Source organism: Aeromonas sp. MR16 (assembly GCF_022549315.1).
In the GTDB taxonomy this organism is placed as follows: Bacteria; Pseudomonadota; Gammaproteobacteria; order Enterobacterales; family Aeromonadaceae; genus Aeromonas; species Aeromonas aquatica.
Window position 1 is genome coordinate 43,717 of the sequence record NZ_JAKZFK010000025.1, and the last position, 20,241, is coordinate 63,957.

Genomic DNA, 20,241 nt, shown 5'->3' on the forward strand with positions numbered 1-20,241 from the left:
CGGAGAGCAAAGGGATGAACAAGGCACTGCTGGTGATCGACTTTATCAACGATCTGGCCCACCCGGACGGGCGCATCGCCGCCTCGGCGGCCCATGTGGTGGAGCAGGATGCCATCACCCACGCGAATCAGGCGCTGGCCCATGCCCGCGCCCAGGGTTGGCTGGTGGTGCTGTTCAAGGTCGGCTTCGACGCGGGTTACAAGTTGCAGCCCAAGGGCTCCCCCATGTTCGGTCGTGCCCAGCAGTTCGGCGCCCTGTCGCTGGCCGACAGCGGCACCGACTTTCATCCCGCGCTGGACGTGCAAGCGGGCTATCTGGTGCTGACCAAGCCCAGAGTCAGCCCCTTCTATGGCACCGCGCTGGAGCCGGCGCTGCGGGCCAACCAGATCGATCACCTCTACCTGTGCGGGATCAGCACCAGCTGGGCCATTCAGGCCGCCACCCGGGATGGGCACGACAGGGATTACCGCATCACCATCCTCGAGGATGCCTGCGCCGCGGCCGATGCCATGGATCATCACGGCTCGCTGCGCATGCTCGGCCGCATCGCCGAGATCATCAAGGTGGCCCAGCTGAGCTGAAACCCTCGCTCTTATCGAGTCGCTCACATTTTGCTCATGGGCCGCTGTTGAAACCGCGTGGTTTTGGGGCAAGATGGCAGAAACAGAGCTGGCCACAAGGATGAGGGCATGCGTTATCAAGGAAACATTGCGAGCTGGAACCGGGAGCGCGGCTTTGGCTTTATCAGGCCGCAGTCGCAGCCACAGTCATATTCACAACAAGAGCAGAGAGACGCGGATCTGTTCGTGCACGTCTCTTCCCTGACCTTCGACGGCACACCGCCGGAGGCGGGGGAGCGGGTCTCCTATCAGCTGGGCACCGGCAAGGATGGCAAGCCCTGCGCCCTGCAGGTGTTCTTCCCCGACCGGCCCCTGTCGCTGGCGGATGGATTCAGCCCAGCGCTGGAGCGGCCCTCCCCCACGCGCAATGAATCCAGCCGCTTGCCACCCTCCGCCCCCTCCATGGCGCAGAGCGCGACGCCTCGGCCCCGCAGACAACCCACCTACAGGCGCAAGAGCAACTGGCGCGGCAAGCTTATTCCCTTGCTGGTGCTGGCGGGCCTGTTCTCCATTTATTCCCGTTTCTCGGCCGAGTCGGTCTCGCCGCCGCCAGCTTCCTCTTTCAGTCAGGGAGAGAGCAGCGCCTCATATAGCACATCGCAGGCCCCGGTCTTCGCCCGTCAGTGCGACGGCCGGCAGTATTGCTCCCAGATGACGTCTTGTGAGGAGGCGACCTGGTTTTTGCAAAACTGCCCAAACATGAAGATGGACGGAGAGGGGGATGGTATCCCCTGTGAAGATCAGTGGTGCGGCCACTGAGTTGCCAAGGCCATCAGGCGAAGAGGCCAGCCCGTCCGGGTTGACCTCTTCTTGCCCTGCGCCGTCGGCAGGGAATGCCCATCAATCACCCTGCATCAAGAGGAGAGGCTGGGCCTGGCCTCCACCTCTGGATGTTCCGCCCTGACCAGTGCCAGGAAGCGATCGCGAATGGGATCGGCGAAGGTCGGGTTCCACACCAGGCTGATCTCCCACTCGGAGTAGGGTCCCGAGAGGGGGTAGAGGGTCACGTCCGGACCGGCGATAAAGCTGACGCTGCGGGGCAGTATGGCGTTGCCGATCCCGGCGGCGACCAGGGCTACCAGGGTCTGGATGTCTTCCGCCTCCTGGATCATGCCGGTCAGCCGGTTGGCGCCGAGGAAGCTGGCGATCTGCTGGGTGAGGCCGGGACAGCGATGGCCCACCATCTGCAACAGGGGCTGCCGGGTCAGCGCCCGCTCCACCTCGAAGGCGGCGGGATCTGGCCCTATCAGCTGGGTCGGCACCGCCAGCACCAGCCGATCGGTCAGCAGTCGGTGCTCTTGCAGTTGCGGTGCCTGTGGCCGGCGCATAAAGCCGATTTGCAACTGCCCCGATAGCAACAGCTCGTGCTGGATGGCGGAGGGCATGTCCTGCAGGTGCACCAGCACCTCGGGCACCTGCCGTTTGAAACGGGCGACCAGGGAGGGGGCCAGCACGAAACTCGACAGTCCGAAGCCCATCTTGAGCCGTCCGGCGACGCCGCTCGCCAGTGCCAGGGCATGGTGCTCGAAGCCCTTGCCGTGCTCGACCAGGGCGCTGGCCTGGGTGAGCAGTTGGGCGCCGATGGCGGTCAGCTCGGCGCCGTGGCGACCCCGGTTGAACAGGGTGGTGCCGAGGCTCAGCTCCAGCCCCTGGATCTGCTTGGTGAGCGCCGGCTGGGTGATGAATAGCCGGTTGGCGGCCTCCCGGTAGTTGGCGGTCTCGGCCAGCGTCACGAAAGCCTGCAGCTGTCTCAGGTCGAATTTCATTCCGTTTGGTTATCCAATGTGGCGATTTAGTGATTATAAATTATCTATCTACCTTGTTCTAATGAGGTTGTCACGGACCGACAGCCGGTCTGAACTGGGAACGAGGGATCACATCATGCATACCGAACGCTATCTGTTTTTGATCAAGGGAAGCCTCATCATGGCTCAGCCGCTGGCCGCAACCGAGACGGGGGAACTGCTGACCAGCCTGTTGTCACAGGGATTCGTGGTCGCCCCCTTGCTGGTGTGGGCGAGCGACACCGAACAGGCGATGGCCTGCTATGAGGGCAGGGCTCAGCGTCAGGCACTCTCCAGCTCGCTCTCCGGGGTCGAACCCGGGTTGGCGGGAGCGGCGACATGAGTACCATCATCTTGCGGGCCAGGGCCCTGTTGCTGGACATGGATGGCACCCTGGTCAAGTCGACTGCGGGCGTGGAAACCGTGTGGCGAATCTGGTGCTGTCACCATGGGCTGGCGCCTGAGCCCGTGCTGGCCATGTGTCACGGGGTGCGGGCCAAGGAGGTGATCGAGGCACTGGCGCCCCAGCTGGACATAGCGCAGGAGATGGTCCGGCTGGACGAGCTGGAACTTGCGCACGCGGGCGTGGCCGAGCCAGTCGAGGGGGCTCGGGCCCTGCTCCATGACTTGCCTGCCGATCGCTGGGCCCTGGTCACCTCCGCCAGCAAGCGAGTGGCACAGGGTCGGCTCGCCGACGCCGGGTTGCCGCAGCCGGGACTGATGATTGGCGGGGATGACGTGGTGCGGGGCAAGCCGGATCCCGAGCCCTATCTGCTGGCGGCGAGTCGGCTTGGCCTGGATCCCGCCGACTGTCTGGTGTTTGAGGATGCACAGGCCGGTATCGCGAGCGCCCTGCAGGCCGGTTGTCAGGTGGTGCAGATAGGGGGTGAGCGTTTGCTCGATGCCAGGGTGAGCGGGTGGCTGAACGACTGGCGGCCGATGAGGGTGACTGAGGAGGTGGCGGGGCTTTTGCTCAGCCTTCCGAATCGCCTGCTTGGCTGAATTCGGGGGAAAGGGGCAGAAAAAGGCCCCCTCGGTGAGGGGGCGGGAGCGGTTAGCCGAAGACCCGGAAGCGAACCTCGTCGTCGATGAAGGTCTTGTCACCGGCCGGTTGCTTGATGCTGCCAAAGGGCATCTGGGCGCGCAGCAGCCAGCTGGCGGGCAGATCCCACTCCTTGCGAACAGCCTCGTCGATCAGCGGATTGTAGTGCTGCAGGGAGGCACCAATCCCCTCTTGGGCCAGGGCGGTCCAGACCGCGAACTGGGCGATCCCGGTGGCATGCTCGGACCAGATGGGGAAGTTGTCGGCATAGAGCGCAAATTTCTGCTGCAGATCCTGGATCACGGCCCTGTCTTCGAAGTACAGCACTGTGCCCGCACCCGCACGGAAGCTGCCATCCACCTTGGCCTCACTCTGGGGATAGGCCTCTGGCGGGACTATCTTCTTGAGCTCCGCCTTGACGATGTCCCACAGCTTGTGGTGCTCGGCCCCAAACAGGATGACGGCGCGCGAACTCTGGGAGTTGAACGATGAGGGGCTGTGCTTGATGGCATCCTTGATGAGGGCGCTCAGCTGTGCCGGTGACTGGGACACCTGGTCACCCAGGGCATAGATGGTACGACGTACTTTGATCTGTTCGATAAACGGACTGCTCATAACATCTCCTTGGTTTACTGAATCATCGTCGCCAGTCATGGGCCATGAAGGTCATCTGGCTCCGATCTTTCGAGTCATCGACTATAACACCCTCTGCACGATAAACCGTCAACACAGGGTGATGAGTGTTTCTACTTTTTATGGATATTCACATGAAGAAATCCGCAATAGCTCATCGGAGCTGATAATTCATCATTTGTCAGTAAAATGGATGTTAATGATTCCAATCAATATTTTTTCGGCGCATCCCACCATAGAATCAATCTGGCAGGATATTTTATAGAGGGTGCTATGGCAGGCGAGATAATCAAACGGCGCTACTACGTGCTGACCCCGCTCTCCTTCCTGCTCGGCGCCCTGGTATTGATCGCCACCCTGCTGCTGGCCCTGTCCAGCTACCTGCGCAGCGTAGACAAGACGATTGCCGGCTATCAGCACATGCTCGGCTCCATCGAAGCCACCCTGATCCACGAGATGGTGCTGGCCAACCAGAGGCAGCTCGCGGTGCTGGAGGCTTCCCTGGACAAGACCGCCATCGCCAGGGGGGAGTCGGCCATCAATCCCATCTGGGCCATCGCTCACCAGTTCAAGCACGACGCTCACTACCTCTATTTCTACAATGCCCGTATCAACCGGGTCGACAGCTACCCCGCCAGATCTGCGCCGCCGAGCTACCAGCCGAAGACGCGCCCCTGGTACCAGGCACTGGCCACCGACAGCGACAAGCTGATCTGGTTCGGTCCCTACCAGGACTACGACTCGACCAACCAGGCCCTGACCCTGATCAAGCGGGTCGAAGACGGCGAGGGGCTGCTGCTGGGCCTGCTGATGGTCGACATGTCGTTCGGCTCCCTGCAGGCAGCGCTGCGCAGGGCGCTTGGGGATGAGCAGGCCGCCATCCATATCACCGAGCGTCACTCCGGCCAGCTGGTGGTGGGGCACAATCAGCAATTGTTGCCGGCTGCCGGGCCTGAGGCCGGATACGGGACGAGCGGGCTGGACGTGATCCGGCATGGCAGTCACCTCAGGCTGGCGCTGGCCGACATCGACTGGGATCTCAACCTCTATCTGCCGCCGTCCCGATTTCATGACAGCCTGCGGGAGACCCTGCTGATGGTGATGCTGCCCGCGTTGGCCCTGCTCGGCATCTGGCTATGCAGCCTCATTTTCCTGGTGCGGATCTTTCGCCAGGAGCAGGCGTTGATCCAGGGCTCCCTCAACGACATCCGGCAGAGCACGGATCCGATGGCCATCCCGCACAGGCAGCACACCTGGTTCGTGCACGGCAGCCTCGGCGAGATAGACCAGGTCAGGACCCATCTGCTGCAGGGGCAGGATGCGCTGTTGCAGGATCCCCTCACCGGCATCATGAACAGGCGCGCCTTCGATCAGGACCGCATCAGGTTGGAGCAGGAACAGATCCCCCACTGGCTGGTGCTGCTGGATCTGGATTGCTTCAAGCGGATCAACGACAGCTGGGGCCATGGGGTGGGGGATGCGGTGCTGCGCCGGGTGGCGACCATACTGGCGCGATCCTTTGGCAGCACCCAGGTCTATCGCATCGGTGGCGATGAGTTCGCCGCCCTGCTGCCCTGGAATAGCCTCGATATAGGCCCCAGTCTGGATCACCTCCTCACCCGAGTGCGAGAGCTGAAATGGCGGGAATTCAAGGAGCCCATCACCCTGAGTGCGGGTGGGGCCCGTTATCCGGATGCCGCGGATACTCTGTTCGAGCAAGCGGACACCTGCCTGTACCAGAGCAAGCGACGGGGACGGGACTGTTGGCATCTGTGGTCGGAAAGAGAGGAGGCTGGCACCCTGGCTGCTCTGTCGTGACAGTATCTGTCTGAGCGCCGTGAGAGAAAATGGGGCTGCGACAAATGAGACATGGGTCACAGGGGGGATGATTTCCCCTGTGACTTTTTTTTTTAGTTTTTTTTTCAGATGGTTATCTTATTTTAACGATAGCTGTCGCGAAGGAGAGACAGTTTATCTGCCGGTTGAGATCCCGTTGCCCGGGTAGCGGAGTTTTTGGCGCTTTGTATAGTGCAGGAAAATAATCAATCAGGTTTGACAGGAGTACCCCATGGAGATGAAGCAATACGGTATGAGCGCAATGGCGCTGTTGGGCGCACTGCTGTTGGGCAGCGGCCCGGTACTGGCCTCTGAAGATCTCAACACCGTCCTGGGTGGCGGCCTCGGTGGGGTGGCGGGCACCATGATCGGCAAGCAGCTGGGCGGAGATACCGGCGCCCTGGTGGGCGCCGCCGTCGGCGGTGCGGCCGGTGGCGCCGCGACGGCGAACAAGGGTAACAAGAACGAAGCCGCCATTGGTGGCGCGGTCGGCGCCCTCGGCGGTGCCGCCATCGGCAAGAGCGTGGGGGGCGACACCGGTCGCTTGATCGGGGCTGGTGTGGGTGGTGCCGGTGGCGCCGCCATAGGGGCGAGAACCGGCGATGGCCACGAGTCCCGTGACAACTACAAAGGCGGCCGCCGTTACTATGATGACAACGGTTATCACCGTGGTCATCACAAGAAGCACAAGAAGCACAGATGGCACGATGACGACTGATGTCATCCTGCCCATGACAGAGGGACCTGCGGGTCGCCGATGCCGGTCAGCCAAGGCTGACCGGCATTTTTTATGAGGTTTTCGTTGCATGACGTCTGCGGTATTCGGGTCAAGGGGGTTCGGTGCTTTGCCCCGCCGCCCTCGGTGGAAAACAGAGGAAGAAAATAACAATCAAAACATCAATAAGATTAATATTTTAGAAATACAAAGGAGTTAGGTTAGCTGAACCTCTTACTCAATAAGGTTATTGTCATGCCTATTCCCACACCTCGCCTCCTGAGCGTGGTGCTCTTTGCCCCCCTGTTGCTCTCGGCCTGCAATGAGAATGAGTCGACATCCCCGCCTGACTCTACATCGCATCTGTTCCACGAGCCCAGAGCCTTCGATCTCGAGGCGCATCGTGGCGGCCTCGGTCTCGTCTCGGAGAGTACCCTGGCGGCCTTTGCCAATGCCCTTGAGATGGGGGTCACCACCCTGGAGATGGATACCCAGATCACCCGGGATGGCATCGCGGTCGTGACCCATGATCGCAAGATCTCGGACAAGAAGTGCCTGGATACCGAGCCCGTTAGCCCGGGCGATCCCCAGTACCCCTACGTGGGGAAATATATCAAGGACCTGACTCTGGCTCAGGTGAAGACCCTGGATTGCGGCTCCCTGCCACTGGCCGATTTTCCGGAACAGGTGCTGGTCCCCGGCGCCACCATGCCGACCCTGCAAGAGGTGTTCGCCCTGGTGAAGTCCTATCGGGCCGATCAGGTGCTGCTCAATATCGAGACCAAGGTCGAGGCCGCCGCGCCGGAGGAGACGGCCCCCCGGGAACTCTTCGTCAAGACGGTGCTCAAGGACATCCGTGACGCGGGCCTGATGCGACAGGCGACCATACAGAGCTTCGACTGGGGTGCGCTCATGCTGGTACGGGAGCTCGAACCCAGCCTGCCCATCATCGCCCTGACCAATGGCCAGCCGTTCCTGCAGGTTGGTATGCCGGGGGCCTCTCCCTGGCTGGGCGGTATCGACATCGATGACTTCAATGGGGAGCTGGTGCAGGCCGTGGTCTCCTTCGGTGCCAATGCCATCTCCCCGGTGCACGGGGATCCTCAGGGGGGTCGTTACGGGGATCCTGGCTATGTGGAGTACACCACGCCGGATCTGGTCGATGCGGCTCACGCCGAGGGCATCAAGGTGATCCCCTGGACGGTCGACGATGAGGGCACCATGAACCGTATGCTGGAGAACGGGGTCGACGGCATGATCACAGACTACCCGGATCGGCTGCGGGTGGTGATGGAGGCGCGGGGCATCCCGCTGCCACCCCCCGTCGCCCTGCGTTGAGGCGCAGAGCGGGAGACCGAGAACGATGCCAGTGAGGCACGCCAGTCAGCGACGCAGTATTCGCCGACTGGCGAAATACCAGAGGGGAGGCACTGTGCCTCCCCTCATTTTTTCGCGTTCATCCGGTCATGATGCTCGGCCGACATCACCTGCGGGCTCCTCTTCCATGGCCAGGCGTCAGACCAGCCGATGCTGGCGTCGGCCGACGGCGAAGGCGTTGATATTGTCGATCAGCTGATCGGCGAGGCGCTGCATCGACTCTGCGCTGGCCCAGGCCACGTGGGGGGTCAGGATGAAGTTGGGGTATTGCAGGGCCCGCATCAGCGGGTGGTCGGGGGGCGGTGGCTCCTGGCTCGCCACGTCGAACCCGGCGCCGCCGAGCCGGCCGTTGGCCAGCGCCTCGAGCAGGGCCTGTTCGTCCACCAGGCCGCCCCGGCCCACGTTGATGAGCAGGGCGCCCGGTTTCATCATGGCCAGCTCCCGCTCGCCTATGAGATGGCGGGTATAGGGGGTCAGCGGGCAGTGCAGGCTGATGACATCCGCGCTCTGCAGCAGGGCCTCCAGCGGCAGCCTGTCTTCATCGCCCACGGCACCGACCTGACTCTGGGCGTAATAGACCTCCATGCCGATGGCGCTGGCGCGTTGACCCAGGGCCTGGCCCTGGGTGCCCTTGCCGATGATGCCGAGGCGCTTGCCGTGCAGATCCGAGATGGGGTGATCGAAGAAGCAGAACTGGCCGCTCTGCTGCCAACGCCCCTCCAGCAGGGACTGACGCCAGGCGAACAGGTTGCGCGACAGGGCCAGCATCAGCGCCATGGCATGCTCGGGGACCGAGGGGCCCGAGTAGTTGCGGATGTTGCACACCGCGACATTGGCGGCGCGGCAGGCTTCCAGATCCAGGTTGTCGCTGCCGGTGGCGGCCAGGGCGATCAGGCGAAGCTCGGGTAGCTGGGCCAGCTCGGCGGCGCCGATACGGATCTTGTTGATGATGGCGATGCTGGCACATCTGAGCCGCTCTACCACCTGCTCCTGCACCGTATTGGGGTAGCTCTGCCAGTGATGGGGAAAATCGGGGCGACCCAGCTTGATGCCGGCGTCCAGGGTGTCGCTGTCGAGAAACACGATTTGCTGCATGAAGCCTCCTGCCATTGATGAGGCCATCATGCCAAAGATGGGGGCGGGCTGACCAGCCCTGCGGCCTGCTCGCGACCGTCACAACCTGGCCCGAATATGCCTATACCCCGTGACTGGGTCAGATCCAGCCGAGGTGGGTCAGCCAGCCCTGGATGCGGGCGGGTGTCTCGTCCAGTTCCATCAGGGCGTAGGGGCGGTAGTTGAGTTTGTGGCTGCGGCGGCTCTCGCTCTTGCGCGCCTCGGCCGCCAGCAAAGGCCAGCGCCCCCCTTCCTCCTGATAGAGATCAAGGGTCGGAATGCTGGCCTGAGCCACCTGTTTTGCCAGGGTCTGGTTGCTCAGCTGATTGGGGAAGAAACCGTCGAGCAGCACCAGGGCATCGGGGGCGGGGAGTTGTTCGCTGGCGATGAGGTTGGCGGCCCAGGCCGCGCTGGTGCCCTGTGCCAGCAGCAGCTTGAAGCCGCCCTCCTGCAGCTTGGCATCGCTGAGTTTGACGATGCGCTCGGCAAATTGCTGGCGAAAGGCGTCCATGGTCTTCTGTTTCTTCTCTGCGGCCGGATCCAGCTCGGTCTGCTGGGGGGAAGGCAGCAGCAACAGGATATCGAAGCCGAGTCGGCCGAGATCCCGGGTCAGCTGCCACAACTGGCCGCTGCGCTGCCAGTCCGGCAATAGTATGGCGAGCCCCAGGTAGTTATCGCTGCTGTGTTTGGCGAACAACACCGTCTGCTTGTCGACCTGGATGCTGGCTGGCAGGCCTTTCCAGTCGGCCTCCTGCCAGTGGTCGAGCGGTGCGGGAGGCGCCTGCTCGCTGGCCGACAAGCAGTGGCTTGCCAGCAGGCTCAACAACAGCAGTGGTAAGGATAATCTGGCCATATGCGCTCCCCGGTTACTCGGGTTAACGGCGGCAGATCCTTTTTCTGAAGGGCGGCGATCGTTTTGCGGTGCCTGGTAGGGGGAAGGAGCAGACCCCTTCCCCCTGAGCCTTAACGTTGTTCCAGTCTGGCCAGCTGCCGATCGTGCAGGGGAGTGAACAGCAGCAGGGCGCTGATGGCCCCGATCAGGGCACAGAAGATGTCGGACTGGGTATCCCAGGGATCCCCCTGGGTGCCGAGGAACTCGTCTGCGCCCTGACCCAGCGCCAGTGCGGCGCCCCACTCGATGAGCTCATAGGTGGCGCTGATGGCCAGCACCACGCAGATCACCAGAAACGCCAGCATGCGCTTGCCTTGCACGTGGTGACCGCGCAGCAGTATCTCCCGGCAGGCCAGGGCGGGCACCAGGCCCTGGAAGAAGTGGCCAATCTTGTCATAGGGGTTGCGGCTGAGTTCGAACCACTGCTGCAGATCGAAGCCGAGCGGCACCCGGGCATAGGTGTAGGCGCCCCCCAGGATCAGCACCAGGGCGTGCAGGAAGATGCCGAGATAGAGCAAGGTGGTGAGGGGGTAGCGCTCGTGGCTCAGGATCAGCAGCGGCATGACGATGAGCACGGGGATGACTTCCAGCAGCCAGGTCACGCGGTCATAGGGTTGCCAACCAGAGACGGCCAGTGCCAGCAGGGTGAGCAACAACAGCAGGATTTTTTGATGAGATGTCATAAGGAGCCCGTGATGAAGGAGAAGTCTGACTTCATGGTGTAGCCCCGATTGACGCGAGATGGAAGGGGGCGAGCGAATTCTCCCCCAACCTGCGGCTCACTGTCACTGACCCGGGCTGAACAGCACTGGCGCTATTGCGCGCAAAGAAAAAGCGAGCCTGGGCTCGCTTTTTCTACACTGGCATGAAGCCGTCGGATCAGTTGACGCGACGCTTGAACTCGCCGGTGCGGGTATCGATCTCGATCTTGTCGCCGATCTCTACGAAGGCGGCAACGGCCAGCTCGTAGGTGGTGCCCTTCAGACGGGCAGGCTTGGTCACTTTACCGGAGGTGTCGCCACGGGCGGCCGGCTCGGTGTACTCAACTTCGCGGACGATGGTGGTCGGCAGCTCGACGGAGATGGCTTTCTCGTTGTAGAAAGTCACTTCGCAGATGTCTTCCATGCCGTCAACCATGTAGTTCAGCGCGTCACCCAGGTTGTCTTTCTCGACGTCGTACTGGTTGTACTCGGTGTCCATGAAGACATACAGGGGGTCGGAGAAGTAGGAGTAGGTGCACTCTTTACGCTCCAGTTGAACGACTTCCAGCTTGTCGTCAGCCTTGAATACGGTCTCGGTGGCGCTGCCGTTCAGCAGGCCTTTCAGCTTCATCTTGACCACGGCGGAGTTACGGCCGGATTTGTTGAATTCGGCTTTCTGGACCACCATCGGCTCGGTACCGATCATGACGACGTTACCAGCGCGGATTTCCTGTGCGGTTTTCATGTAAAAATTCCTGTTCGTATACGGGCAGATAAAAACTGCCAGATTATATACGGCTTTCTAAAAATTTCACCAGCCGAGTGACGAGATCCCCATCGGCAAGCAACTTCTGTGACCAGCTTCGCGCATGTTGTTGCCAAATAGTGCCGAATTGTGGCCATTGGGCCCAGAGTTCGCGCACATCTTGCCCATGATTGAGGGCCTGGTTGAAGGCGCGCAGCCACTGGCCTGCTTGGGGCGGCAAGTCGGCCAGATAGTGGTCGAGAAAGTCATCCAGCTTGGCGATGTGGGCCAGATCGTCCTGGGGGTAGATGTGCCACAGGAAAGGGCGGGCCGCCCACTGGGCTCGCACGAAGGAGTCTTCGCCCCGCACCAGGTTGAGATCGCAGCTCCACAGCAGCCGATCGTAGCCGGCCTGATCCGTCATCGGCAACAGCTTGATGGTGAGATGGCCCGAATGCAGCAGATCCCCGGCCTGGGCGGTGGGGATGGCGTTTGCCAGTCCGGCACCGGTCAACACATCGCGGAGCGAACGGCCCAGCGGCAGCAGCAGGGTGATCGGGGTGGCGCCCTGGCTCCAGCTCGCGACCAGGCTTTTCAGCGCCGGGCTCTCGTAGGTGAAGAGGCTGATCCTCAGCTCATCCTTCCCCTTGGGTGCCAATCCCAGGCCGGCCCAGTAGGCGGCAAGGCCTGCCTCATCCTGCTGCCACTGCTCCCGCGCCGCGATGAGCCCCTGTTCGCACAGCAGGCCACCGGTTCTGGGGGTGAAGCCCGGGAAGAAGAAGTATTTATTGAGGCTCAGCTTGCCCACCCGCTGGGGGGAGGCGAGGCCGTGGCAATCCTCGACCCAGGCTTCGGCACTGAGGTATTCCAGATTGATCCAGCAGGGGGGCGGGCTCTGCTCGGCCATGGCCTGCACGAAGGGGGCGGGCAGTTCGCAGGCGAAGGCTTCGATGACGACCCTGGCCGGCACGATGTTGGGCGGCACTGTGTCATGCCAGCGCTGAACATAGATGCCCTCTATCCATTGACCATCCTGTGCAGGATCCAGCCCTGGGCAGATGCGGGCGAAGCTGGCCAGATCGTCCACCCAGAGCCGGACCTGACCGTGGCCCTCCCGCTGCAACTGGCTGGCGAGTCGCCAGGTGACGCCGATGTCGCCGAAGTTGTCCACGACGCAGCAGAAGATATCCCAGTCAAACGGGGGCAGAGAAAGAGGCGCAGGGGTTGCCATGGGTGGGCACCTATATAAAAAAGAGACAAAAAAACCGGTGGGCAGGGTAGCACACCGGCTGACAGGCTTCTAACGGTCGGCATTGGGCCGAAGAGGAACTTACTCCTTGCCGTAGACGTTGTTTTCCTGCTCGCGCACCCGGATAAAGGTGGTGCGCTTGGTCAGTTCCTTGAGCTGGCTAGCGCCTACATAAGTGCAGGTTGAGCGCACGCCGCCGAGGATGTCGCGCACTGTATTTTCCACCGGGCCGCGATAGGGCAGCAGCACGGTTTTTCCCTCGGAGGCGCGGTAATCGGCGACGCCGCCGGCGTGTTTGTCCATGGCGCTGGACGAGCTCATGCCATAGAACTTCATGAAGGGGGTGCCATCCACATCCACCACTTCACCGCCGCACTCCTCGTGGGCCGCCAGCATGCCCCCCAGCATCACGAAGTCAGCGCCGCCGCCGAAGGCTTTTGCCACGTCACCCGGGCAGGTGCAGCCGCCGTCACCGACGATCTGGCCACCGAGGCCGTGGGCCGCATCGGCGCACTCAATGATGGCGGAGAGCTGGGGGTAGCCGACCCCGGTCTTGACCCGGGTGGTGCAGACAGAGCCCGGGCCTATGCCGACCTTGACGATGTCGGCGCCGGAGAGGATCAGCTCCTCCACCATCTCGCCGGTGACCACGTTGCCCGCCAGGATGACGTGGTGCGGGCAGGCCTCGCGGATCCTGCGCAGGAATTCGACGAAGTGCTGGGAGTAGCCGTTGGCCACGTCCACGCAGATGAAGCGCAGGGCGCCTGACATGGCGAGGATCTGGCGAGTCTTGGTGAAGTCCTCTTCGGAAGTGCCGGTGGAGACCATCACATGGCCGAGCAGGGCCGGATCGGTCTCATTGACGAAGGTTTGCCACTGCGCGAGGCTGTAGTGCTTGTGTACCGCCGTCATCATCTCGAAGCCGGCCAGGGTTCTGGCCATGGCGAAGCTGCCGACCGTGTCCATGTTGGCGGCGATGACGGGCACCCCCTGCCACTGGGTTTGGGTGTGCTTGAAGGTGAACTGACGGGTCAGGCTGACTTGGGAACGGCTCTTGAGAGTAGAGCGCTTGGGGCGGAACAGGACATCCTTGAAACCGAGCTTCAAGTCTTCTTCGATACGCATTGCGAATTCCTTATTGAGCCTTGTGTGATACGTCACTTTTGCAGTGGGCAAATTGTCGGCAGGCACAAAAAAACCGCAGGTTTTCAAGGCCTCCGGTTTACAACAGTCTAGGGAAAAATCCCGTCAGAACAAGACTGATAATTCACGAAGCCTTGTGTTAGCCTTTGGCGTCACAACCTGAGCGCGGCAGTGGGGGTCATCCAGCACCTTTTCGATGCCGACCGCTCCTCGCCTTATTCCCACCTCAACGCCTTCCTGGCCAGATGCTGTCGCGCCACTGGCCCGCGCCGCAGCCGGGTTCCCGGCTTTATCCGCTACGCGAGTTTTGCCAGTTGACAGTCGCCATGGCGCTGCCCACTCTGGCAGGGCGGGCCATTGCCGGTCCGCCCCGATGAGGAAGACAACGTGTCCGGATCACATAAATTTCGCTGGTTGCTGTTGGCCAGCCTCTGCTTGTCACCCGGCATTTGGGCCGCCCCGACCGTCTATGGCTGGATCGAGAAGGGATTGATCATGCCGGATGCGACGTCGGCGAAGCGGGTGGCGGTGAAGATGAAGCTCGATACCGGCGCCCTCACGTCGTCCCTGGATGCGCGCGCCTTGCAGCACTTTAAGCGCGATGGCAAGCCCTGGGTGCGCTTCACCCTGGTGCTGACCGATGCCAACACCGACAAGGAGGTGATGCAGACCCTAGAGCGCCCGGTGGAGCGCAGCGTGACGGTGCGCGGTGCCGGTGGCATGGAGGAGAGACCCACGGTGACCATGTCCATCTGCCTCGGTGACAAGGTTTATCAGGAGTGGTTCACCCTGCGGGATCGCAGCGACATGAACTATCCGGTGCTATTGGGGCGCCGCTTGCTGGCCGAGCTGGGGCCAGTGGACTCCAGTCGTACCTTTACCGTGCAACCCAGCTGCGATTAGCGGCCAACTTGCTGGCGTTGAGTCGCTATCTTGTCGATGTAAAAACGGCCCATGATGGGCCGTTTTTACATTCAGGAATGGGCAGAGGGCGCATCGATGTGGTGGGGAATGGGCAGCCAGATGCTGACCTCCAACCCGCCGTGGGGTCGGTTGTGCACGTCGAGATCCGCGCCATGCAACTCGGCGATACGCCGGACGATGGCCATGCCGAGCCCCACCCCATCCCCCTGCTGGGGATTGACCCGATAGAAGCGCTCACACAGGCGTGACAGCGCCGCGGTGGGAATGCCGGGGCCGCTGTCCCTGATATCCACCCTGACCCTGTTCCCCTCTGCGGCGATCATCACCGCAATTTCGCCCCCGGCCGGGGTGTAGCGCAGGGCGTTGTCGATGAGATTGCCAAACATCAGGTCCATCAGCACGGCTTGCCCCATCACCTGCAGATGCTCTTCCCCCTCCAGCGAGAGCTGTTGCTCCTTCTTGAGGGCGAGCGGCGCCAGGGTGGCGAGTGTTCCTTGCAGCAACTGGCTCAAGTCCAGCCGGTTCAGGGCCGGTGTCTGCTGGTTGTCGATGCGGGCCTGGGTCAGCAGCTGGCGGATCAGCCGATCGCTGCGATCGAGGGCCAGCAGCATCTTGCGCAGTGCCTGCTCCCGAGTGGCATCGTCCTCGGCCGCCATCAGGTTCTCGCTGTGAATGCGTAGCACCGCCAGCGGGGTGCGCAGCTCGTGGGCCGCCTCGTTGGTAAATTGCTTCTCCCGCTCTATGGTGTCGGCCAGGGTGTGCATCAGTCGGTTGATCTCGTTGACGATGGGCGTCAGCTCCTCGGCCTTGAGGCTCAGGGTGAGCGGGCTCAGGTTGGCGGGATGGCGTTCACTGATGGCCTGGGCGACCTGGCGCAACGGGGACAGGCCGGCCGAGACCAGCCACCACAGCAGGCCGAGCAGGAAGGGCAGGGTGATGAACAGCGGTAGCATGGTCAGGGTGGCCATGCTGCTGGCCAGCTCGCCGCGCTCATCGTCCCGCTCCGCGACGATGAGCCAGGTGCGCTGATCCTCGTTGTAGAGGGTGAAGGTGCGCCACTCGTGGTGATCCTTGGTCTCACTGTTGAAGCCGCGCTCCAGAGTAGTCAGTGGCTGGGCTGGCGCGCTCGGAGAGCGCAGCAGTATGGCACCCCGCTCGTCGAGCAGCTGGAAGTAGAGATTGCGTTCGAACTCATGACCGTAGGGGGTGAATTCGTTGTCCCGCCCCAGCTGGCTGAAGCTGCGCTTCTCCTGATGGGGGTCATCGGGCACGGCCTGCTCCCACTCCTGGTAGACGGCCCCGTTGCTGGGCAGCTCGCCGCGTTGCTTCAGATAACGGCTGAGCAGCTGGTTGGTGATGCGGGCGGACTGGGCGAGGCGGGCATCGAACAGCTCTTCCATCTCGTGGTTCGCTTCGAGATAGCCGATGAAGCCGCTGACGGCCAGGCTGACACTGACCAGGGCCAGTATCCCGGCAAGCAGGAAGCGGCGGATGGAGCGGACGCGAGTCATGAACGGGGCGATCCTTCGGCGCTTGAGGCATTGCGTTGCGAGTCAATCTGCGACTCGATCTGCGGCACTATATACCCCACCCCGCGGATGTTGCGGATGAGTTCGGAGTAGAACTTCTTGCGCAGGTGGTGGATGTGCACCTCCACTGCGTTGCTCTCGGCCCCTTCATCCCAGCCATAGAGACTTTGCTGCAGTTGCTCCTTGCTCAGCACCCGGCCGCATTGGCTCACCAGCTCCTGCAGCAGTTTGTATTCGTGGGGAGTGAGCCGGACGGGCTCGCCCTGATAGGTGACCTGCTGGGCATCGGGGTGGATCAGGATATCCCCGTATTCCAGGCTGGCCTGCGCCTGCCCCTTGCTGCGGCGCACCAGGGCGCGCAGGCGGGCATTGAGCTCCTGCAGGGCGAAGGGCTTGACCATGTAGTCATCGGAGCCCGCATCCAGCCCGACCACTCTATCGTCGAGGGCATCGCGGGCGGTGAGGATCAGCACGGGTAGCTGATATCCCTCCCGGCGCAGCTTGCGCAGCAAGCTGATGCCATCGATGTCCGGCAGGTTGAGATCCAGGATCATGGCGGCAAACTCGTCAGTCTTGAGTGCGGCGAGGGCCGGCAAGCCCTGTTGCAACCAGTCCACGGTGTAACCGCTGTGACGAAGTGCATCCTGCATGCCATCCCCCAACATCACATCATCCTCTATCAACAGGATCCGCATCTTTGTCGTTCTCCATCCATCAAATAGTCGCCATCAGACAGGCAGACGGCTCCAGTTTACATCATCGAGGAAGCAGGATGGCACTCATCACTTGGCGTTGTGGCCGGTGATGCCGGGCTGCCCGTGGCGGGCATAGTGTTTGATGACTGCTTGCTGGCGGGCAAGCAGCCGGTCGACCAGCCAGGGACAGAGGGCGTTGAGGCGCACCATCATCGCCTGCGGCCAGCCGAGCCAGCGGCGGCGGGTCTCGTTGCACAAGGCGATGACGGCCTGCTCGGCCACCACATAGGGGCTATCGATGGGGGTGCCAAGGGCCACGTTCATGGCGTAGGCGGCCTCGGAGTCCAGCCGGGTGCGGGTGGTGCGCGGGGCGAAGTGGAGCACCCTGATGCCCGAGCCTTCCAGCTCACGGCCGAGGGCCTCGCTAAAACCGTGCAGGGCAAACTTGCTGGCGCAGTAGACGCTGTAACCGGGGTGGCCGACGGCCCCCAGATTGGCCCCCACGTTCATGATGACGGCGGGTTTGCGCATCCTCGGCAGCAGGGCGCGGGTGAGTTGGATGGGGGCCTCGATGTTGAGGCGCAGCTGGCGCTCGACCTGCTCCGCGCTCTGATCTTCCAGCCAGGCGAACTGGTTGGTGGCAGCGTTGTTGATCAGCACGTCCAGCCCTTCATCCAGCATGGGGTGTTGCAGCAGGCTGGCCCGCTCGGACGCCGAGCCGAGATCGGCGATCACTATCTGGTGCCGATCGGACTGAGTCAGATCCCTGCGCAGTCGCTCCAGTGCGACTGCCCTGCGGCCCTGCAACAGCAAGTACGCACCCTGCGCCGCCAGCTCCTGAGCCAATGCTTCGCCTATCCCGCCGCTGGCACCGGTGAGCAGCACGCGTTTTCCTTGCAGTTTCATGATGAGATGTTCATCCCTAAGAGCAGACCGAGAGAAGGCGCAATCCGGCCTGGGTTTGGGGCCATGAGGGCCGCCGACCCGCACCTGTTGCTCGCAAGAATAAGGGACCAGGCTTAAGGAACCCTTAAGGGAGGCATAACAGTCCACTACGAACGGCCGAGCAGGGGGGACAAAATCCCTTGCCAGCGACCGAGGGGGCAGGCACCCTGCCGGGCATTCGTTCAACGCGAGACTCCTTATGGCTTCCTCCCCCTGCTGCCCACTCTGCGACCATCCCAACAGTTATTCTCTGCCCGTTGCCGGCAAGCATTACCATCGCTGTCTCGGCTGTGAGCTGGTCTGGCTGGATCCGGCCTGCCATCTGGCGCCGGCGGCGGAGAAGGCGGTCTACGACGGACACGACAACCAGGTGGACGATCCCCGCTACCGCGGCTTCCTGATGCGGGCCTTCGGGGAGGTGCTCGCCCGGGTGCCACCCCCGGCCAGCGGCCTCGACTTTGGCTGTGGCCCCGGCCCTGCGCTGATCGCCATGGGACGGGAGGCGGGCTTTGAGATGGCGGGCTACGACAAGTTCTACGCCGACGAGCCCGAGTTGCTCAATCGGCAATATGACTTCATCACCAGCACCGAGGTGATCGAGCACATCGCCGATCCGCGCAGTGCGCTGGACGGGCTTTGGGATTGCCTGAGATCCGGCGGCATCCTGGTGCTGCAGACCCAGCGGGTGCTCGGTGACGAGCGCTTCAGGAGCTGGCGTTACCGCCACGATCCGACTCACATCGTGTTCTTCGCCGAGGCGTCGTTTCGTGCCCTGGCGGATCGCTGGCAGGCAGAGGTCCAGTTCCCCCATGCGGATGTGGCCGTCATCACCAAACCCTGAGTCAGCCGTTTTCATTTGGCCATGAGTTGGGCATGCTGGGAGCCTTGTTACCAAGGAGCTGGTATCCCCATGTCGATCCCTCATCTCTCCCTGCAAGACGCCCGTCACCTGCAACTCGCGGCCCAGGGGCTGTTGATGCCCCCCAGGCGCAAGGCGCGACCGGCCGACGTGCTGGCCTGCATTCAACGCATGGCGCTGCTGCAGATAGACACCATCTCAGTGGTGGCGCGCAGCCCCTATCTGGTGCTGTTCAGCCGCCTTGGCCAGTACGAGCCCGCCTGGTTGGAGCAACTGCTGGCAGGAGGTGACATCTTCGAATACTGGGCCCATGAGGCCTGCTTCGTTCCCCGCGAGGACTACCGGCTGCTGCGCCATCGCATGCTGGATCCCGCCGCCATGGGTTGGAAGTTCTCCGCCCAGTGGCTCAAGACCCACGGTGGCGAGATAGAGCAGATAGTCGAGCGCATTCGCCGGGATGGGCCGGTGCGCGCCGCTGACTTTGAACGCAAGGAGGGCAAGGGCAATGGCTGGTGGGACTGGAAACCGGAGAAGCGCCATCTGGAGGTGCTGTTCACCGCCGGCCAGCTGATGGTGCGCGAGCGGCGCAACTTCCAGCGGGTCTACGATCTCGCCGAGCGGGTGCGTCCGGACTGGGACGACGGCCGGGACTTGCCGAGCTCGGAGCAGGCGCAGAGGGACATGGTGCGTGCCAGTTGCCGGGCGCTGGGACTGGTCAAGACCGGCTGGGTGGCCGACTACTATCGCCTGCGCCGTGGCAAGTACGATGCCCTGCTCCATCAGCTGGCGGACGAGGGGGAGCTGCTGCCGGTGCGGGTCGAGGGCTGGCAGCACGGCGCCTTCGTCCACGCCTCCCTGGCCGATGAGCTGGCGCAGGCGGGTTCCCTCAAGGCGACCCATACCGCAGTGCTCTCACCCTTCGATCCCCTGGTGTGGGATCGCAAGCGGGCCAAGGAGCTGTTCGACTTTGACTACCGCATCGAGTGCTACACCCCGGCGCCCAAGCGCCAGTACGGCTACTTCGTGCTGCCCCTGCTACACCGCGGCAAGCTGGTGGGCCGCCTCGATGCCAAGGCCCATCGCAAGGAGGGGGTGTTCGAGGTCAAGAGCCTCTATCTGGAGGCAGGGGTCAGGGTGACCAATATACTGGCGCAGGATCTGGCCAGGGCACTGCAGAAGCTGGCGGACTGGCACCGGACGCCGATCCTGCAACTTGGTGCCATCCCCGCGCCCCTGTTGGCGCTGTGGTCCAAGGCGCCCTAGTGGACAGGCGTCATCGCTAACTCATTGCAGGCAAATAATGCAGGCAAATAAAAAGGCTATGTCCCAATTACGTGTTGCATGGGGCGCCCCAGCGCCTCATGCAAGCAACGCGGGATATCCACTGCCTGCCCATAACGCTCCAACATCCTTCGCCAGCCCAGATAATTCCTCAAATA

21 protein-coding genes and 1 pseudogene are annotated in these 20,241 nt (G+C 62.6%); 10 read left to right on the plus strand and 12 right to left on the minus strand.

What is annotated here, in order from left to right; all coding sequences use genetic code 11:
* Positions 1–14: 14 nt before the first annotated feature.
* Both MM194_RS16495 and MM194_RS16500 read left to right on the plus strand, forming a co-directional pair.
* Positions 15–581, plus strand: a complete 567-nt coding sequence (locus MM194_RS16495) for an isochorismatase family cysteine hydrolase (protein WP_241344166.1) — start codon at positions 15–17, stop codon at positions 579–581.
* 108 nt (positions 582–689) lie between these two features.
* Positions 690–1,379 (plus strand): excalibur calcium-binding domain-containing protein, encoded by a 690-nt coding sequence (locus tag MM194_RS16500; protein ID WP_033130970.1) that lies wholly within the window; start codon positions 690–692, stop codon positions 1,377–1,379.
* Positions 1,380–1,474: 95 nt separating this feature from the next.
* Here the strand turns inward: MM194_RS16500 and MM194_RS16505 are convergent, their stop codons facing one another.
* Positions 1,475–2,386 carry a LysR family transcriptional regulator gene (locus MM194_RS16505; RefSeq protein ID WP_241344167.1) on the minus strand — a complete coding sequence of 304 codons (912 nt, stop codon included), beginning with the start codon at positions 2,384–2,386 and terminating at the stop codon, positions 1,475–1,477.
* A gap of 115 nt (positions 2,387–2,501) precedes the next feature.
* Here MM194_RS16505 and MM194_RS16510 point away from each other — a divergent pair, with 115 nt between their 5' ends.
* Positions 2,502–2,747 (plus strand): hypothetical protein, encoded by a 246-nt coding sequence (locus MM194_RS16510; protein WP_033130972.1) that lies wholly within the window; start codon positions 2,502–2,504, stop codon positions 2,745–2,747.
* Positions 2,744–3,406, plus strand: coding sequence for an HAD-IA family hydrolase (locus MM194_RS16515; RefSeq protein ID WP_241344168.1), 663 nt, complete (start codon positions 2,744–2,746; stop codon positions 3,404–3,406). Before MM194_RS16510 ends, MM194_RS16515 begins: the two co-directional genes overlap by 4 nt.
* A 52-nt stretch (positions 3,407–3,458) precedes the next feature.
* On the opposite strand, the gene MM194_RS16520 is transcribed toward MM194_RS16515, so the two are convergent.
* On the minus strand, positions 3,459–4,061 hold the full coding sequence (locus MM194_RS16520) for a nitroreductase family protein (protein WP_033130974.1): 603 nt from the start codon (positions 4,059–4,061) through the stop codon (positions 3,459–3,461).
* A gap of 291 nt (positions 4,062–4,352) precedes the next feature.
* On the opposite strand from MM194_RS16520, the gene MM194_RS16525 reads away from it, so the two are divergent.
* The 3 genes from MM194_RS16525 (at position 4,353) to MM194_RS16535 (ending at position 7,968) form a co-directional block, all read left to right on the plus strand.
* Positions 4,353–5,897 (plus strand): sensor domain-containing diguanylate cyclase, encoded by a 1,545-nt coding sequence (locus MM194_RS16525; RefSeq protein WP_033130975.1) that lies wholly within the window; start codon positions 4,353–4,355, stop codon positions 5,895–5,897.
* A 250-nt stretch (positions 5,898–6,147) separates the two neighbouring features.
* Complete coding sequence (locus tag MM194_RS16530; RefSeq protein ID WP_033130976.1) at positions 6,148–6,633, plus strand: YMGG-like glycine zipper-containing protein; 486 nt, start codon at positions 6,148–6,150, stop codon at positions 6,631–6,633.
* A gap of 252 nt (positions 6,634–6,885) precedes the next feature.
* Positions 6,886–7,968, plus strand: coding sequence for a glycerophosphodiester phosphodiesterase (locus tag MM194_RS16535; RefSeq protein ID WP_241344169.1), 1,083 nt, complete (start codon positions 6,886–6,888; stop codon positions 7,966–7,968).
* Between the two features lie 177 nt (positions 7,969–8,145).
* Here MM194_RS16535 and MM194_RS16540 read toward each other — a convergent pair whose 3' ends face one another.
* The 6 genes from MM194_RS16540 to MM194_RS16565 all read right to left on the minus strand — a co-directional run bounded on the left by MM194_RS16540 (position 8,146) and on the right by MM194_RS16565 (position 13,832).
* A complete protein-coding gene (locus MM194_RS16540) occupies positions 8,146–9,102 on the minus strand; it encodes a D-2-hydroxyacid dehydrogenase (RefSeq protein WP_241344170.1) in 957 nt (318 codons plus the stop codon).
* Positions 9,103–9,220: 118 nt separating this feature from the next.
* Positions 9,221–9,973, minus strand: a complete 753-nt coding sequence (locus MM194_RS16545; RefSeq protein WP_241344171.1) for a DUF3530 family protein — start codon at positions 9,971–9,973, stop codon at positions 9,221–9,223.
* A 110-nt stretch (positions 9,974–10,083) separates the two neighbouring features.
* A complete protein-coding gene (locus MM194_RS16550) occupies positions 10,084–10,695 on the minus strand; it encodes a DUF2238 domain-containing protein (RefSeq protein WP_241344172.1) in 612 nt (203 codons plus the stop codon).
* A gap of 196 nt (positions 10,696–10,891) precedes the next feature.
* The gene (efp, locus tag MM194_RS16555; RefSeq protein ID WP_011707002.1) at positions 10,892–11,458 is read right to left on the minus strand and encodes an elongation factor P; all 567 of its coding nucleotides are present in this window, start codon (positions 11,456–11,458) and stop codon (positions 10,892–10,894) included.
* Positions 11,459–11,501: 43 nt separating this feature from the next.
* Positions 11,502–12,689, minus strand: coding sequence for an elongation factor P maturation arginine rhamnosyltransferase EarP (gene earP, locus MM194_RS16560; protein WP_241344173.1), 1,188 nt, complete (start codon positions 12,687–12,689; stop codon positions 11,502–11,504).
* Positions 12,690–12,788: 99 nt separating this feature from the next.
* Complete coding sequence (locus MM194_RS16565; protein WP_033130982.1) at positions 12,789–13,832, minus strand: GMP reductase; 1,044 nt, start codon at positions 13,830–13,832, stop codon at positions 12,789–12,791.
* A gap of 432 nt (positions 13,833–14,264) precedes the next feature.
* Between MM194_RS16565 and MM194_RS16570 the strand changes: the two genes are divergently transcribed.
* Positions 14,265–14,753: an ATP-dependent zinc protease gene (locus MM194_RS16570; RefSeq protein ID WP_033130983.1), complete on the plus strand. Its 489-nt coding sequence runs from the start codon at positions 14,265–14,267 to the stop codon at positions 14,751–14,753.
* Between the two features lie 71 nt (positions 14,754–14,824).
* On the opposite strand, the gene MM194_RS16575 is transcribed toward MM194_RS16570, so the two are convergent.
* From MM194_RS16575 to MM194_RS16585, 3 genes are all read right to left on the minus strand, one after another.
* On the minus strand, positions 14,825–16,285 hold the full coding sequence (locus MM194_RS16575) for an ATP-binding protein (RefSeq protein WP_241344174.1): 1,461 nt from the start codon (positions 16,283–16,285) through the stop codon (positions 14,825–14,827).
* Positions 16,282–16,998, minus strand: a complete 717-nt coding sequence (locus MM194_RS16580; RefSeq protein ID WP_241344175.1) for a response regulator — start codon at positions 16,996–16,998, stop codon at positions 16,282–16,284. The genes MM194_RS16575 and MM194_RS16580 overlap by 4 nt, the downstream gene beginning before the upstream one ends.
* Positions 16,999–17,085: 87 nt before the next feature.
* Entirely contained in the window at positions 17,086–17,904 is an 819-nt protein-coding gene (locus MM194_RS16585; protein WP_033130986.1) for an SDR family oxidoreductase, read from the minus strand.
* A gap of 238 nt (positions 17,905–18,142) precedes the next feature.
* Here MM194_RS16585 and MM194_RS16590 point away from each other — a divergent pair, with 238 nt between their 5' ends.
* Positions 18,143–18,784: a class I SAM-dependent methyltransferase gene (locus MM194_RS16590; protein WP_241344176.1), complete on the plus strand. Its 642-nt coding sequence runs from the start codon at positions 18,143–18,145 to the stop codon at positions 18,782–18,784.
* Between the two features lie 69 nt (positions 18,785–18,853).
* The gene (locus tag MM194_RS16595) at positions 18,854–20,065 is read left to right on the plus strand and encodes a winged helix-turn-helix domain-containing protein (protein WP_241344177.1); all 1,212 of its coding nucleotides are present in this window, start codon (positions 18,854–18,856) and stop codon (positions 20,063–20,065) included.
* Positions 20,066–20,121: 56 nt separating this feature from the next.
* Here MM194_RS16595 and MM194_RS16600 read toward each other — a convergent pair.
* Positions 20,122–20,241, minus strand: a pseudogene (locus tag MM194_RS16600) (IS1595 family transposase); the annotation flags it as partial.